This window comes from Bacillus sp. FDAARGOS_235 (assembly GCF_002073415.2).
Classification (GTDB): Bacteria; Bacillota; Bacilli; order Bacillales; family Bacillaceae_G; genus Bacillus_A; species Bacillus_A toyonensis.
Window position 1 is genome coordinate 3,783,496 of record NZ_CP020437.2, and the last position, 14,489, is coordinate 3,797,984.

The following is a 14,489-nucleotide window of genomic DNA, read 5'->3' on the forward strand; positions in this document are numbered from 1 at the left end:
TTTTTTGTGTTTTTTATGTAGTTAGATATAAAAGATGATAACTAGTTACAGAGCATAATCCTGTTATAACCAAAATCGTCCCCATAGAACGAATACTTGATATTTGTCTGCCACTTATAATAGCTACTAGTCCAGCTAATGAGAAGAAGCACCAATATAAAGTTCCCGAAATTGGAACCATTCCCTCTAAATCTATTCCATAACCTATACAAATGATAGGAACAACGATAAGTGATATGCTAATTAAACCAGTTATAACGATAAGTGATTTTCGATATTTAATTCCGGCAGCAATTAAATAAATGCCAACGATGCCTTCACATAATAACAAAATAGGGGCTAAGATAAGCCAAATAAATAAACCAGTAGATTCCATATGTAATAACTCCTTAATGAATAAAATATGAATCAGGCATGGACAATAGCTGCAAACAGTCCTATTGAGAAAATAATGAGTCCCATGTTGCGTATACTCTTAATTTTTGAATGTACCCCATTCAATCCTGCTAATAAACCAGCTAGAGAGAAAAGCATCCAATATAGGACAGGTGGAATGTGGAGAACGTTCTCTCCATTGATACCTTTGTTTAAAAAAAGTAAAAGGCATTATAACGAATGAAAAGCAAATAATCCCCATTAAGGTAACAAGTAATTTCCGATGTTTAATTTCTGTTACCATTAAAAAATACCACCAGCAATCCCGCATAGTAAGAGAAGTGGCGTAAAAAGCATCCAAATAATACTGAACATATGTAAACTCTTTTATGTGAATTAAGTTATATTTTACTACATGAGGTTTATTTTGGATATTATTAATAAAATCGAAAAATAGTTATTGGCGATTTGAAAAGCTAGAGGATAGTGTAACAAAAATTATACTGACGCCTGTCCTAACTTCTGGTGAAGAAGGAGAAAAGAAAACGAATTATCGAAAAGTGCTAACGGAAGAAGAGTTTGAAGTTGTTATAAAAGAGTAAAAAGAGGTATCGCGATGATACCTCTTTTTAACTTAAGAATGCTAACATATTATTCATAATATGAAATAACATAGCTGGAATAATGGATTTTGTTTTCTTGCATAAAATAGCCATTAATAATCCCGTGAAGAAAGTAATTACCATTACTCCGAGTGAGTATGTATGAGCGATACCAAAGAAGAAACTTGTTAAGACTGCTGCAATCCAAAATGGAAAGCGTTCAGAGAAAAAGTGGAGTAAAAAACCACGGAAAATAAGTTCTTCAAAAATTGGGGTGAGTATCGCAAAGCCGATAAGTAATAATATTTGATACTGTTCAAATACGCCTAAGTTTAGTGCAGAAGCTTGTTGCTTTGTTGCGTCTTGGAACACATATTTTAAAAAGATATAATTGAGCACGATGCTTATAGCGAAGAAAAGAAGTAAGTATAAGTATGTGCGCCATTCTTTCAGTGCTTTAAAATTAAAAGATTTTAATAGTAAATTTTTTGCGGGTTCGAATTTAAAAATGAAGAATAACAACACGGTTAGTTGTAATCCGATACTTGCAGTATTTGCAATAGATTCATACAGGGCAATTTGTTTTTTATTTTCGAGTCCGGCTGTATAAATTGTTAAGGGCATTGCGAGGAACACAGTAATGAGTCCAGTTCCGAAAAAAGCAAATAAAACGGAGCTAATGAATTGTCCCCATGACATAGAGTATTTCTGTTCATAAGGAAGTTGTGTAGTGGGTTGCATATGTAGAATCACCTCTTTATATTTATATATTTAATTATAAAGTGTTTTATTTTTATATGTAACATTTAAATATTACATATAAAGGTGTATTTTCCATAAAATAATAAAAGAGGTATCACCCTATAGTGATGCCTCTTTCTCATTGATAACTATGTTCTGCCTTGTTATTTGATTTTGATTGCTCTATTTGCAATTCACGCTCTACCAATCGATCTAACTGCTGAATTGCTTTTAGTGCTTTTTCATAAGAGATAGTTCGATAGTGGTGTGCGCCGCCTGGTTCTTCGTCTGCTTCATCTGCCCACTTAATAGTGTTTTGTAGAGGTGTTCTTTCAAGTGATTGTTCTACTAGGAAAGAATCAGTATGCAATAGAATTGCAACAGAAATTTCTTTGGCTTGCTTCGGATGTTCGCCTAATCGGATTAATAACTTATGAGCTCTTTCCGCTCCTTTAATTGCATGTATATCATTCTTTTTATATAAGTCATAGTCCCATTCGCCGCCTGTGTACCATGTATGATGTCCGATATCGTGAAGGAAACCGGCTTTTGTCGCAGCATCGACTGAGGCGTGATGCTTTTTGGCTAAGTGAAACGCATGGTAAGCGACAGCAATCGCGTGGACCATTCCAGAACGGTTCACATATTTTTGGGTAATGTGGTGTTTAAAAACTTGTTCAAGCGTAATACGTTGCATAAAACATTCACTCCTTTTATCTAATGATGTATATGAAGAAAAATCGATCGGTTTAAATGTATTTTGAACATTGTACTCCATCAATCAGCGTTAGTAAAGTAGAAATGTTTAGGAGAAGAAAAATTTTATAGACATAAAAGGTCACCTTAGTTTTTTCTAAGGTGACCTTTTATTGTTTATTTTTTTAATCCTTGTTCTAGTGTTTCTAACATTTCGTGCTTTTCATTTTCATCAGCGTTTTTCCAAATGACTTCGAATAAAACACCAAGACCTGGAAGCATTTTTTCTTCACCGCTTTGAATTGCATCGACAATCGTTTCTTGTAATTGATCTTGTGAATTTCCAGATACATTTGCTAATACAGCACCACGTAAATTAAAACTCATTGCTTTCACCTCTTCTTCAGAATTGAAACTGACGTTAGTTTTTGTTCTTTTTTATGTAAATATGTATGAAAAATAGGCTATAATGATAAGACAAGAAGAGAGGGAAATACATATTATGAAAAACATTGATTCAGTACAAAATCCGCGTGTGAAGCAGTGGAAAAAGCTGCAAACGAAAAAAGAACGCGATAAAAAAGGGTTGTTCTTTGTTGAAGGATTCCACTTAGTGGAGGAAGCTTTAAAGGCAGGAGTTGTAACAGAACTTATCGTTTCAGATCAAACAGACCTTCCGAAAGATTGGACAGTGAATGATGTTGAAATGTATATCGTGCCTGAAGCGATTGTAAAAATACTTCGTGAAACAGAAACGACACAAGGTGTATTTGCTGTCTGTGAAAAGCATGAGAAAGAAGTAGCTCTTACTGATGGGAAATTTCTTTTATTAGACGGCCTTCAAGACCCAGGTAATTTAGGAACGATTATTCGTACAGCTGATGCAGCTGGTATTCATGCCGTTGTGCTTGGAGAAGGTTGTGTTGATGTTTACAATAGTAAAGTACTGCGCTCTACACAAGGTTCTATTTTCCACTTACCGATTGTAAAAGGGAATTTAGAAGAATGGGTAGACAAGTTAAAAGAAAATAGTGTTCCTGTATATGGAACAGCTCTTGAAAATGGAGCTCCTTACGGTGAAGTAACACCAGCCGGAAGTTTTGCATTAATTGTAGGGAATGAAGGAAGTGGCGTACGCCAAGAAATTCTTGCGAAAACGGATCAAAACTTGTATATTCCGATTTATGGCGGGGCAGAATCATTAAATGTTGCGGTTGCAGCAGGGATTTTAACGTATTATTTACAAAGCCCGGTTGCGAACAAATAAAAAACTTCTTATAATAAGTTGAAGTACATGTTCGTAATGAACATATAATAAAAGTTAAATAACGAAAAACGTTGATAGAGAAGAGTAGCTGACAAAATCGCCATATAGGGAGAGAATGCCGTAGACTGAAAGCATTCTTATGGTAGACGGAAGTGAATTCACCTCTGGAGTTGACGCCAGGACCATGTATATGTAAAGGCGTTCCGGTCAGAATTGATCGTTATAACTAATGAGTGGGCAGACTTGTTCTGTCAATTTAGGGTGGTACCGCGAATTTACCTCGTCCCTTTTTGGGAGCGAGGTTTTTTTATTTTTAAAATTAGGAGGGTTCCAAATGGAAGCACGTTTAAAAGAGCTAAAGCAAAAAGCGTTAGAGCTTATTGAAGAAGCGAAAGAGCTAAAGGGCTTAAATGACGTACGCGTAGCGTATTTAGGGAAAAAAGGCCCAATTACAGAAGTATTACGCGGCATGGGAAAATTATCAGCGGAAGAGCGTCCACGTATGGGAGCATTAGTAAATGAAGTACGTGAAGCGATTCAAACGCGTTTAGATGACAAAATTGGTAACTTAGAAAAAGCAGTAATTGAAGCGAAATTAGCTACTGAAACAATTGATGTTACCTTGCCAGGTCGTCCTGTTGAAACAGGTTGTCACCATCCGTTAACAGCTGTTGTTGAACAAATTGAAGATGTATTCATCGGTATGGGTTACGAAGTAGCTGAAGGAACAGAAGTAGAAAAAGACTACTACAACTTCGAAGCATTAAACTTACCGAAAGATCATCCAGCGCGTGATATGCAAGATACATTCTACATTACAGAAGAAACGTTACTACGTACGCATACATCTTCTGTGCAAGCACGCACGATGGAAAATAACAAAGAAAAAGGCCCAATCAAAATTATTTGTCCTGGTAAAGTGTATCGCCGCGATGACGATGATGCGACGCATTCACACCAATTCATGCAAATTGAAGGTCTTGTAATTGATAAAAACATTCGTATGAGTGACTTAAAAGGTACACTGCAAGTATTCGTGAAAAAGATGTTCGGTGAAGACCGTGAAATCCGTCTTCGTCCAAGTTTCTTCCCATTCACAGAGCCATCTGTAGAGATGGATATTTCGTGTATGATGTGTCACGGTAAAGGTTGTGGCACTTGTAAAGGAACTGGCTGGATTGAAATTTTAGGCGCAGGTATGGTTCACCCGAACGTACTTGAAATGGCTGGTTATGATTCAAAAGAATATCAAGGTTTCGCATTCGGTATGGGCGCAGAACGTATCGCAATGTTGAAATACGGCGTAGATGACATTCGTCATTTCTATACAAATGACGTACGTTTCTTACAACAATTCAAACGAGCGTAAGGGAAGGAGAGGATAAATATGTTCGTATCATATCGTTGGTTACAAGAGTATGTAGATATTAAAGATGTAACAGCACAAGAACTAGCAGACAAAATCACGAAAAGTGGTATTGAAGTAGAAGGTGTTGAAGTATTAAATAAAGGTGTAAAAGGTGTTGTAGTTGGTCACGTATTAGAGTGTGAAAAACACCCAGAAGCTGATAAGTTAAGCAAATGCTTAATCGATATCGGTGAAGAAGAACCAGTTCAAATTATTTGTGGTGCTGCTAACATTGCAAAAGGTTTAAAAGTACCAGTTGCAAAAGTTGGCGCTGTACTTCCTGGTAACTTCAAAATTAAAAAAGCAAAACTACGCGGTGAAGCTTCTCATGGTATGGTTTGTGCTCTTCAAGAGCTTGGCATTGATGGAAAGTTAGTTTCAAAAGAATACGCAGATGGTATCTTCATCTTCCCAAGTGACGCTGAAGTTGGTGCAGATGCACTTGAAATTTTAAACTTACATGATGAAGTACTTGAGCTTGGTTTAACACCAAACCGTGCAGATTGCTTAAACATGTTAGGTGTTGCATATGAAGTAGCTGCTATTTACGGCCGTGAAGTAAAACTTCCAGCTATCGACTTACAAGAAACAGCAGAAAAAACTTCTGACTACATTTCTGTAAGTGTAGAAGCGAAAGAAGAAAACCCATTATATATTGCAAAAATGGTGAAGAACGTAAAGATTGGTCCATCACCAATGTGGATGCAAACGCGCCTTATGGCAGCTGGCATTCGTCCAATTAGCAATGTAGTTGATATTACAAACTACATTTTAATGGAATACGGTCAACCGTTACATGCATTCGATTACGATAAATTAGGTTCAAAAGAAATCGTTGTTCGTCTTGCAAAAGAAGGCGAAAAAATTGAAACGTTAGATGATCAAGAGCGTACGTTACAAGAACATCATCTTGTAATTACAAACGGCACAAAAGCTTTAGCGGTTGCTGGTGTAATGGGCGGAGCTGATTCTGAAGTTACAAATGAGACGGTAAACGTTTTAATCGAGTCTGCATACTTTGCAGGTCAAACAGTGCGCCGTACATCAAAAGACTTAGGTCTTCGCAGTGAATCAAGTGCACGTTTTGAAAAAGGAATTGATCCAACACGTACGTTTGAAGCAATTCAACACGCAGCTGCTTTAATGGCGAAATATGCTGGCGGAGAAGCACTTGAAGGTGTAGTAGAAGCTGATAACTTACAAGTACAAGAGCGTACAGTATCTGTTACGGCTGAAAAAGTAAACCGTGTATTAGGTACAGATATTTCTGCAAGTGAAATGGGTACAATGTTCACAAACTTGAAATTCCCATTCACAGAAGTAGAAGGAACATTCCATGTAAATGTACCAGCACGTCGTCCTGATATTACAATTTCAGAAGACCTAGTAGAAGAAGTGGGTCGTCTGTATGGGTATGATCACATTCCAGTTACATTACCTTCTGGAACGATGACACGTGGTAAATTAACATCAGCACAAACGAAACGTCGTAAAGTACGTCGCTTCTTAGAAGGTGCTGGTTTATATGAAGCAATCACATATTCATTAACAAGCGCTGACAAAGCGAAACAATATATGGTTGAGCCGAACGAAAAAGCTCCTGTAAATCTTGCGCTTCCAATGAGTGAAGAGCGTAGTCAACTTCGTTTAAGCTTAGTGCCACAATTGTTAGAAGCAGTTTCATACAATGTTGCACGTAAAAACGACAGTGTTGCTCTATACGAAGTAGGTTCTATCTTCTTACCGACAGAAGCAGGAGAACTTCCGAAAGAAGAACAACATCTTGCGGGTGTTATGACAGGTCTTGCTCTTCACCATGCATGGCAAGGCGAGAAGAAAGTAGTAGACTTCTTCGTTATGAAAGGTGTGCTAGAAGGATTATTCGACGTACTTGGCGTTGCAAACCAAATCGCATATGCACCAGCAAAACGTGAAGGTATGCACCCAGGCCGTACAGCTGACATTGTATTAGATGGCGAAGTAATTGGATTCATCGGTCAATTGCATCCAGAATCGCAAAAACAATTGGATGTGAAAGATACATTCGTATTCGAACTATCTCTTGTAAAAGTATTCGGTGCAGACGTGGAAGAAACTTACTACTTACCAATCCCACGTTTCCCATCGATGACACGTGATATGGCTGTTGTTGTAACGAAAGAAACAAAAGCTGGCGGAATGAAGCAAGTCATTGCTGAAGCTGGTGGAGAACTTCTGAAAGACGTAACACTATTCGACTTATACGAAGGTGAAAAAATGGAAGAAGGCAAGAAATCACTTGCATTCTCTATGACTTACTTCGATGCAGAACGTACGTTAACAGACGAAGAAGTAACAGAAGCACATAACCGTGTATTAACAACGGTAGAAGAGAAATTTGGTGCGGAGTTACGTAAGTAATAAGAAATTGCCGGATCTATTCCGGCAATTTTTTTTATGATGCGATTGTCGATATATTATAAAAATTGCCGATATATTTGAAGTTACGGTCGATATATTGCGAAAATCGCTGATATATTTTCTGGTGTCTTGCATCTTTCCCTCGAATGTAGTACATTAATTTTAGTTTAACAAAATGAAAGACGATGATAAGGAAAAGTAGTATATACTATAATCCATAGCGAGTCAGGGACGGTGAGAGCCTGATGAGGCGGTATATGTGAAGAACACCTTGGAGTTGCTAACCGAAATTGAATCTTGTATTCAAGAGTAGACTTAGACGGGAATCCGGCCTGTTACAAACCGGGAAGTATGTATTACATACGAGTTAAAGTTGGTCTTTATGACAAATTGGGTGGTACCGCGAAGTTTAACCTTTCGTCCCTTTATGGATGAAAGGTTTTTTTGTATTTAAATATATCAGCAAAGGAGAATTTCACTATGGAAAACACATTAGTAAAAAGTCTGTATAGAGATACAGAAAAGTATGCAGATCAAACAGTACAAGTATCAGGGTGGATTCGTAACTTACGTGATTCAAAAGCATTTGGTTTCATCGAATTAAACGACGGTAGCTTCTTCAAAAGCGTTCAAATCGTTTTCGATACAGAATTAGAGAACTTCAAAGAAATTGCAAAACTTCCACTTAGCTCTTCAGTTAAAGTAGAAGGTAAAGTAATTGCAACGCCTGGAGCGAAGCAACCATTTGAAATTAAAGCAGAAAAAATTGATATCGAGGGCTTATCAGATTCTGATTACCCACTTCAAAAGAAGCGTCATACGTTTGAATACTTACGTACAATCGCTCACTTACGCCCAAGAACAAATGCATTCTCTGCAACGTTCCGCGTACGTTCTATCGCAGCATTTGCGATTCACCAATTCTTCCAAGAGCGTGGATTCGTACATGTTCACACACCGATCATTACTGGTAGTGATACAGAAGGTGCTGGCGAAATGTTCCGTGTAACAACGCAAGATTTAAACAACGTATCAAAAGGTGAAGACGGACAAGTTGATGAATCAAAAGACTTCTTCGGTAAAGAAACAAACTTAACAGTAAGTGGACAGCTGAACGCTGAAGCTTATGCATTAGCATTCCGTGATGTATACACATTCGGACCTACATTCCGTGCGGAGAACTCAAACACAACTCGCCATGCAGCTGAGTTCTGGATGGTTGAGCCTGAGATTGCATTTGCTGAATTAGGCGATGTAATGGATCTTACAGAAGATATGCTGAAATATGCAATGAAATATGTATTAGAACATGCACCAGAAGAAATGGACTTCTTCAACAGCTTCGTTGATAAAACAGTTCTAGAGCGCATGAACAATGTGATTAACTCTGACTTCGGTCGTATCACTTATACAGAAGCAATTAAAGTACTTCAAGAATCAGGTGCTGACTTTAAATACCCAGTAGAATGGGGTATTGACTTACAAACAGAGCATGAAAGATACTTATCAGAAGAAATCTTCAAACGCCCTGTATTCGTAACAGACTATCCAAAAGACATTAAAGCGTTCTATATGCGTATGAATGAAGACGGTAAAACAGTAGCTGCTACTGACCTTCTAGTTCCTGGCATCGGCGAATTAATTGGCGGAAGTCAACGTGAAGAAAGAATGGACGTTTTAGTAGAAAGAATTAAAGAACTAGGCATGAACGAAGAGGACTACTGGTGGTACTTAGAACTTAGAAAATACGGCGGTACAAAACACGCTGGATTCGGTCTAGGTTTCGAGCGCTTCCTAATGTACATTACTGGTATGGCTAACATCCGTGACGTAATTCCATTCCCAAGAACTCCAGGTTCTTCTGAGTTTTAAGATATAAAAAAAGCGAGAGCAACTGCTCTCGCTTTTTTTATTGAGAAAGGTTGTAATTGCAACCTGAACTTTATAAAGTATTTCACGACTAGAAAAGATGTTGTTCATAGTTCAATTCCCACTTCATATATAAGTAAAACGAATGCGACATTTATATAGGGAAGGGGTTTTTATACAATGGGGGAAATTCCAAGTCATACAAAGTGGACATTGCGTGACAAGTATATAGTAATCACTGGTGCAACAAGTGGTATTGGATTAGCGGCAGCTAAGGTGTTTGCAAAAAGCGGTGCTAAGCTAGGAATCATTGCACGTAATGAAGCAAAAGCGAATGATGTTATGACTCAACTTGAAAATATAACGGATGGGAATGCAGTGGTAGATATATTTTTCGCTGATATGTCTTCCCAACAATCTATACGCCAGGTAGCTACCAATATTTTAGAAAGATGTCCGAGAATTGATATATTAGTAAATAATGCGGGTGCTTTATTTCAAACAAGGCAAATTACAGAAGACGGTTTGGAGATGACCTGGGCGGTAAACCATTTAGGTCCATTCTTACTTACAGATTTGTTGTTGGAGCGTTTAAAAGAAAGTGCTCCTGCTCGCGTCATTACCACTGCATCTCACGGTCACAAAATGGCTAAAAAGGGAATTGATTTCGATGATCTAGATGCAGAACAACTGTATCGCGGTATTAAGAAGTTCATGGGCGGTCCTACAATGCGTTATGCACAAACAAAACTAGCTAACATTTTATTCACCTCTGAATTGGCACAGCGGTTGGAGGGAACGGGTGTTAGTGCTTATAGCTTTGACCCGGGGCTAGTGAATACGAATTTTAACCAGGATAATGGTCTAGCTGCTCGCTTAACTATGGCAGCAATGAAACCTTTCTCCCGTACGCCGGAGAAAGGTGCTGAAACTTTAGTATGGCTAGCAGAATCAACTGGATTTACTAATCAGAGTGGTTATTACTATGCCGATAAACAAGTAGGGGAAATGTCTGAAGCTGCCTTGGATAAGGATGCAGCAAAGCGTCTATGGGACATAAGCGAAAACCAAACACGAGAGTAAAAGAGTAGCGAGTATATGTTCAGATTATTATGTTGAATAGTTTTTTACCCTTAAGTAAAAAGTAACCTTGGGGGTGAGTGCAATGAGTAAAAAAGTGAAAAAAGACCATTCAAGATCAATCCTAGGTTCTCCAGAAGTGGAAGGGCAAGGGACAACAACACATGAAACTGGTTCTCATAAAGTATCTTCATCAAATAAGAAGCAGAAACGAAGCTAATATAAAAAAGGGAGAGTCTTGGCGGCTCTCCTTTTTTATAGGGGAATTACTAAAAATGAGTTAATTTAGCGATATAGTTAGGAGAGGAAAATAGTAAATGCAATTACATTGAATCGAGAACACATGAAACAAAAAACAGGAGTTTGTAAGCCCCTGTTTTTGTCGATACTATTTCAATAAGCGAAACGCTTTCTCTGTATTAGCAAAATGCAGTTTTACAAACTCAGGTAATCTTTCTTTACCTACTTTTTGAATTAATTTAGCAGCGGCAATATCAACTTGTTTACCAGCACCTTTTGGAAGTAGCATACCAGCTTTTTTACTTAGTTCATCAAATTGTTTTACGAATGAGTAACGAGCTAAAATGGAAGCGGCGGCAACAGCTAAATGAACACTTTCACCTTTCGTAGCGAAGTAAACATTTTCACGCTGTACCTGTTTTTGTTTTGCTAAATACTTATAGTATGTATCAGGTTGCGTAAATTGGTCGATTAAGATGCCTTCTGGTGTTGTAGGAGCAATTTTCGCTAATAAGTTTGTAATGGCTTTATTGTGTAGTAAAGCTTTTAGCTTACCTTGATTATTTCCTTTATCAAATAGCTCGTTATATTTTTCATTATGAAGAACGAGAGAGCTGTAAGGAACAACGTGAAGTAGTTGTTTTGCAATAGCGGTAATTTGAGCATCGTTTAAGTTTTTGGAGTCTTTTACACCAAGTTCTTTTAAAAGTGGAATTTGTTTTGCGTCCACATATACAGCAACTACTGTCATCGGTCCGAAGTAATCACCAGTACCTACTTCATCTGATCCTGCTATAGACATTGTACCGATGGAAGCAGGCGGTGCAAAACGATGAGAATCGACCGATTTTTTTACAGTTGTTTTCGGTGTTTGAGAGACAGTTTGCCAACGAGAAGCTTCTGCTTCAGCACGTCCACCTTGGAACATTACTTTTCCAGATTTATATGCTGTAATCGTGCAAGATGGCACCTTTGCCATAAAGATACCGCCTTGCGGAATTTTTGAGCTAAGTGCTTGTTTATATTGTTGTTTCATGTCTTCAATTACTGTAGAACTTGTTTGTATTACGATAGAATTTGACAAAATGGTCGCTCCTTTTTTATATTGTTATTTTTATCATATCGGATTGTTCTTTCTGTTTCCATATTATGATGGTTCATGGTATGATAAACTTTAGGATTCTGTACGTGATTGGAGGCCGGTGAGTTGTCACAACAAAAGGGAAATAAAAGTCGAATTAATGTAGAAATATATGGCCAACAGTATTCAGTTGTTGGCGATGAAAGTACAAGTCATATCCGCATGGTAGCAGCGATTGTGGATGATAAAATGCGCGAACTCAATGCCAAGAATCCTTCGCTTGATACGAGTAGACTAGCGGTATTGACGGCGGTAAACGTCATACACGATTACATAAAATTAAAAGAAGAACATGAGAAGTTGAAAGAAAGTATGACAAAAAAAGGAATGGAATAAACATGATTGATATTATTATCATTTTACTGCTTGTTATGGGATTTTTCCTCGGATTACGCAGAGGTTTTATCTTACAACTTGTAAAGTTAACAAGCTTTATTATCGCATACCTTGTTGCATACTGGTACTGTAAAGATTTAGCGCCAGCACTTGCGAAATTTATTCCGTATCCATTTGATAAAAATGTATCTGTTCCAGAATGGATTGATGCAAATAATATTGAGACAGTATTTTATCAAGCAATTGCGTTTATCGTATTATTTATTATTACAAAAATCGCACTTTCATTACTTGGTAATTTGTTAAATATGTTTGCAGAAATACCGGTGTTAAAGCAAGTAAATGCGTTTGCGGGGGCAATCCTCGGATTTTTAGAAGTATATATTATTTTGTTTGTTTTAATTATTGTTGGAAATATTCTTCCGATTGAACAAATACAAACACCATTACAAAAATCATCAATTAGCAAAATAATTGTAGACGATACACCGATTCTCTCTGAAAAGGTGAAGGAGCTATGGCAGACAGGTAGCAGAGTATAACTTCTCTTTTTTCGGAAAGAGAAGTTTTTTTCTATGAAAGAAAGGCGGGGCAATGATGAAAGTAAATAAAAAACAAGTTATTAAATTACTAGAGACAATCGGGCTTTTTATGGAATTAAAGGGTGCGAATCCATTTAAAATATCTGCATTTCGTAAAGCAGCAGCAGCACTAGAAAGTGATGATCGTAGTCTTTCTGAAATTGAAGATTTCACAAAGATTCCAGGTATCGGAAAAGGAACGGCAGCAGTTATTCAAGAATATATAGAATCGGGAACATCTGAAGTATTACAAGAACTTGAAAAAGAAGTGCCAAGCAGTTTGTTACCTTTATTAAAACTTCCGGGCCTTGGTGGTAAAAAGGTAGCTAAGTTATACAAAGAACTTGGTGTTGTGGATATGGAATCGTTAAAAGCTGTTTGTGAGGAAAATAAAGTACAAGCTTTAGCAGGTTTCGGTAAGAAAACAGAAGAGAAGATATTAGAAGCAATTGATCAAGTAGGATCTCGTCCAGAACGTTTACCGATTGCGATGATATTACCTATTGCCGGGGAAATAGAGGAGAAGTTGTCGAATATTACCGAAGTAATTCGTTTTTCTCGCGCTGGTAGCTTACGCCGTGTTCGTGAGACAGTGAAGGATTTAGATTTCATTATTGCAACGACAGAACCAGCAGCAGTACGTGAACATTTATTGCAATTCGATAATATGATTGAAGTAATTGCAAGTGGAGATACGAAAGTTTCTGTTCGTCTTCAATACGAATATGATATTTCAATCGATTTCCGTTTAGTAAAACCAGAAGAGTTTATTACAACGCTTCATCATTTCACAGGATCAAAAGACCATAACGTAAAAATGCGCCAAATTGCAAAAGATAAAGGCGAAAAAATTAGTGAGTACGGTGTAGAGAAATTGGAAACAGGTGAAGTAAAAACATTCGAGACTGAGGAAGAATTTTTTGCTCATTTCGGTCTTCCATTTATCCCACCAGAAGTGCGTGAAGATGGAAAAGAAATTGAATTAATTAAAGAGTATCCAAACTTAATTCAGTTTTCTGATATACAAGGTGATTTACATATGCATACAACGTGGAGTGACGGTGCTTTTTCTATTGAAGAAATGGTACAGGCATGTCGTGCCCGTGGATATAAGTTTATGGCGATTACTGATCACTCACAATACTTGAAAGTAGCGAACGGTTTAACGAAAGAGCGTCTTCGTGAACAAGCGAAAGAAATTGAACGCATGAATGAAAAGTATTCAGACATTACAATTTTACGCGGAATTGAAATGGACATTTTACCGGATGCATCACTTGATTTTGATGATGAAGTATTAGCAGAATTAGATTATGTTATTGGAGCTATCCACTCTAGCTTCTCACAAGACCGTGAAACGATTATGAAGCGTCTTCGCGCTGCACTTGAGAATAAACATGTTACAATGATTGCTCACCCGACAGGACGCCTTCTTGGACGTCGCGAGGGTTACGATGTAGACACAGATTTATTAATTGAACTCGCAAAAGAAACAAATACAGTTTTAGAATTAAATGCAAATCCAAACCGTCTAGATTTAAGCGCGAAATTATTAAAACAAGCACAAGATGCTGGTGTAAAAGTAGCGATTAATACGGATGCTCATACACTTGAAATGTTAGAAGACATGGAAACAGGTGTAGCAGCAGCACGTAAAGGTTGGATTCAAAAAGATAACGTGATTAACACGTGGGATATTGAACGTTTATTAGACTATATTAAACGTAATAAGTAACACAAGGGGGACCTGCAA

Annotated in this window: 14 protein-coding genes, 2 pseudogenes and 2 other annotated features; of the genes and pseudogenes, 10 read left to right on the forward strand and 6 right to left on the reverse strand. The window is 37.4% G+C overall.

Annotation, left to right across the window (positions count from 1 at the left end; genetic code table 11):
* Nucleotides 1-13 precede the first annotated feature (13 nt).
* Together A6J74_RS21680 and A6J74_RS21685 are read right to left on the reverse strand one after the other, a co-directional pair.
* Complete coding sequence (locus A6J74_RS21680) at nucleotides 14-376, reverse strand: hypothetical protein (protein WP_000446231.1); 363 nt, start codon at nucleotides 374-376, stop codon at nucleotides 14-16.
* Nucleotides 377-389: 13 nt separating this feature from the next.
* Nucleotides 390-750, reverse strand: a pseudogene (locus tag A6J74_RS21685) (ammonia permease).
* Between the two features lie 62 nt (nucleotides 751-812).
* Here A6J74_RS21685 and A6J74_RS30735 point away from each other — a divergent pair.
* Nucleotides 813-977 (forward strand): annotated as a pseudogene (locus A6J74_RS30735) (DUF4179 domain-containing protein); the annotation flags it as partial.
* 27 nt (nucleotides 978-1,004) lie between these two features.
* Here A6J74_RS30735 and A6J74_RS21695 read toward each other — a convergent pair.
* The 3 genes from A6J74_RS21695 to sspI form a co-directional block, all read right to left on the reverse strand.
* Nucleotides 1,005-1,718, reverse strand: coding sequence for a CPBP family intramembrane glutamic endopeptidase (locus tag A6J74_RS21695; protein ID WP_001183255.1), 714 nt, complete (start codon nucleotides 1,716-1,718; stop codon nucleotides 1,005-1,007).
* 139 nt (nucleotides 1,719-1,857) lie between these two features.
* On the reverse strand, nucleotides 1,858-2,415 hold the full coding sequence (locus A6J74_RS21700) for an HD domain-containing protein (protein ID WP_001189005.1): 558 nt from the start codon (nucleotides 2,413-2,415) through the stop codon (nucleotides 1,858-1,860).
* A 176-nt stretch (nucleotides 2,416-2,591) separates the two neighbouring features.
* The gene (sspI, locus tag A6J74_RS21705) at nucleotides 2,592-2,801 is read right to left on the reverse strand and encodes a small acid-soluble spore protein SspI (RefSeq protein WP_000009509.1); all 210 of its coding nucleotides are present in this window, start codon (nucleotides 2,799-2,801) and stop codon (nucleotides 2,592-2,594) included.
* Nucleotides 2,802-2,883: 82 nt separating this feature from the next.
* Here sspI and A6J74_RS21710 point away from each other — a divergent pair, with 82 nt between their 5' ends.
* From A6J74_RS21710 to A6J74_RS21735, 6 genes are all read left to right on the forward strand, one after another.
* A complete protein-coding gene (locus tag A6J74_RS21710; protein ID WP_002039772.1) occupies nucleotides 2,884-3,681 on the forward strand; it encodes a TrmH family RNA methyltransferase in 798 nt (265 codons plus the stop codon).
* Nucleotides 3,682-3,743: 62 nt separating this feature from the next.
* Nucleotides 3,744-3,972: a binding site (T-box leader), on the forward strand.
* Between the two features lie 43 nt (nucleotides 3,973-4,015).
* Entirely contained in the window at nucleotides 4,016-5,050 is a 1,035-nt protein-coding gene (gene pheS, locus A6J74_RS21715; protein WP_000388217.1) for a phenylalanine--tRNA ligase subunit alpha, read from the forward strand.
* 18 nt (nucleotides 5,051-5,068) lie between these two features.
* A complete protein-coding gene (pheT, locus tag A6J74_RS21720; RefSeq protein WP_000498175.1) occupies nucleotides 5,069-7,489 on the forward strand; it encodes a phenylalanine--tRNA ligase subunit beta in 2,421 nt (806 codons plus the stop codon).
* Nucleotides 7,490-7,665: 176 nt separating this feature from the next.
* Nucleotides 7,666-7,917: a binding site (T-box leader), on the forward strand.
* 52 nt (nucleotides 7,918-7,969) lie between these two features.
* Nucleotides 7,970-9,361 carry an asparagine--tRNA ligase gene (gene asnS, locus A6J74_RS21725; RefSeq protein WP_000432186.1) on the forward strand — a complete coding sequence of 464 codons (1,392 nt, stop codon included), beginning with the start codon at nucleotides 7,970-7,972 and terminating at the stop codon, nucleotides 9,359-9,361.
* A gap of 177 nt (nucleotides 9,362-9,538) precedes the next feature.
* Entirely contained in the window at nucleotides 9,539-10,441 is a 903-nt protein-coding gene (locus A6J74_RS21730) for an SDR family oxidoreductase (RefSeq protein WP_000503915.1), read from the forward strand.
* Nucleotides 10,442-10,523: 82 nt separating this feature from the next.
* Complete coding sequence (locus tag A6J74_RS21735; protein WP_000039591.1) at nucleotides 10,524-10,658, forward strand: YuzL family protein; 135 nt, start codon at nucleotides 10,524-10,526, stop codon at nucleotides 10,656-10,658.
* A 168-nt stretch (nucleotides 10,659-10,826) separates the two neighbouring features.
* On the opposite strand, the gene rnhC is transcribed toward A6J74_RS21735, so the two are convergent.
* Complete coding sequence (gene rnhC / locus A6J74_RS21740; RefSeq protein WP_000071617.1) at nucleotides 10,827-11,762, reverse strand: ribonuclease HIII; 936 nt, start codon at nucleotides 11,760-11,762, stop codon at nucleotides 10,827-10,829.
* Nucleotides 11,763-11,885: 123 nt separating this feature from the next.
* Here rnhC and zapA point away from each other — a divergent pair, with 123 nt between their 5' ends.
* Genes zapA through polX form a run of 3 tightly spaced genes read left to right on the forward strand, consistent with a single transcriptional unit; the run spans nucleotide 11,886 to nucleotide 14,471 of the window.
* Nucleotides 11,886-12,155 carry a cell division protein ZapA gene (gene zapA, locus A6J74_RS21745; protein ID WP_000082703.1) on the forward strand — a complete coding sequence of 90 codons (270 nt, stop codon included), beginning with the start codon at nucleotides 11,886-11,888 and terminating at the stop codon, nucleotides 12,153-12,155.
* Between the two features lie 2 nt (nucleotides 12,156-12,157).
* The gene (locus A6J74_RS21750; RefSeq protein WP_000565405.1) at nucleotides 12,158-12,697 is read left to right on the forward strand and encodes a CvpA family protein; all 540 of its coding nucleotides are present in this window, start codon (nucleotides 12,158-12,160) and stop codon (nucleotides 12,695-12,697) included.
* A 55-nt stretch (nucleotides 12,698-12,752) separates the two neighbouring features.
* Entirely contained in the window at nucleotides 12,753-14,471 is a 1,719-nt protein-coding gene (polX, locus tag A6J74_RS21755; protein ID WP_000867522.1) for a DNA polymerase/3'-5' exonuclease PolX, read from the forward strand.
* Nucleotides 14,472-14,489 lie beyond the last annotated feature (18 nt).

Excerpts from the sequence above, each read along its gene's own strand:
- A6J74_RS21695 (WP_001183255.1), bottom strand. The coding sequence starts at position 1,718 with ATGCAACCCACTACACAACTTCCTTATGAACAGAAATACTCTATGTCA.
- A6J74_RS21700 (WP_001189005.1), bottom strand. The coding sequence starts at position 2,415 with ATGCAACGTATTACGCTTGAACAAGTTTTTAAACACCACATTACCCAA.
- polX (WP_000867522.1), top strand. The coding sequence starts at position 12,753 with ATGAAAGTAAATAAAAAACAAGTTATTAAATTACTAGAGACAATCGGG.
- sspI (WP_000009509.1), bottom strand. The coding sequence starts at position 2,801 with ATGAGTTTTAATTTACGTGGTGCTGTATTAGCAAATGTATCTGGAAAT.
- A6J74_RS21735 (WP_000039591.1), top strand. The coding sequence starts at position 10,524 with ATGAGTAAAAAAGTGAAAAAAGACCATTCAAGATCAATCCTAGGTTCT.
- A6J74_RS21750 (WP_000565405.1), top strand. The coding sequence starts at position 12,158 with ATGATTGATATTATTATCATTTTACTGCTTGTTATGGGATTTTTCCTC.
- asnS (WP_000432186.1), top strand. The coding sequence starts at position 7,970 with ATGGAAAACACATTAGTAAAAAGTCTGTATAGAGATACAGAAAAGTAT.
- A6J74_RS21730 (WP_000503915.1), top strand. The coding sequence starts at position 9,539 with ATGGGGGAAATTCCAAGTCATACAAAGTGGACATTGCGTGACAAGTAT.
- pheS (WP_000388217.1), top strand. The coding sequence starts at position 4,016 with ATGGAAGCACGTTTAAAAGAGCTAAAGCAAAAAGCGTTAGAGCTTATT.
- A6J74_RS21710 (WP_002039772.1), top strand. The coding sequence starts at position 2,884 with ATGATAAGACAAGAAGAGAGGGAAATACATATTATGAAAAACATTGAT.
- A6J74_RS21680 (WP_000446231.1), bottom strand. The coding sequence starts at position 376 with ATGGAATCTACTGGTTTATTTATTTGGCTTATCTTAGCCCCTATTTTG.
- pheT (WP_000498175.1), top strand. The coding sequence starts at position 5,069 with ATGTTCGTATCATATCGTTGGTTACAAGAGTATGTAGATATTAAAGAT.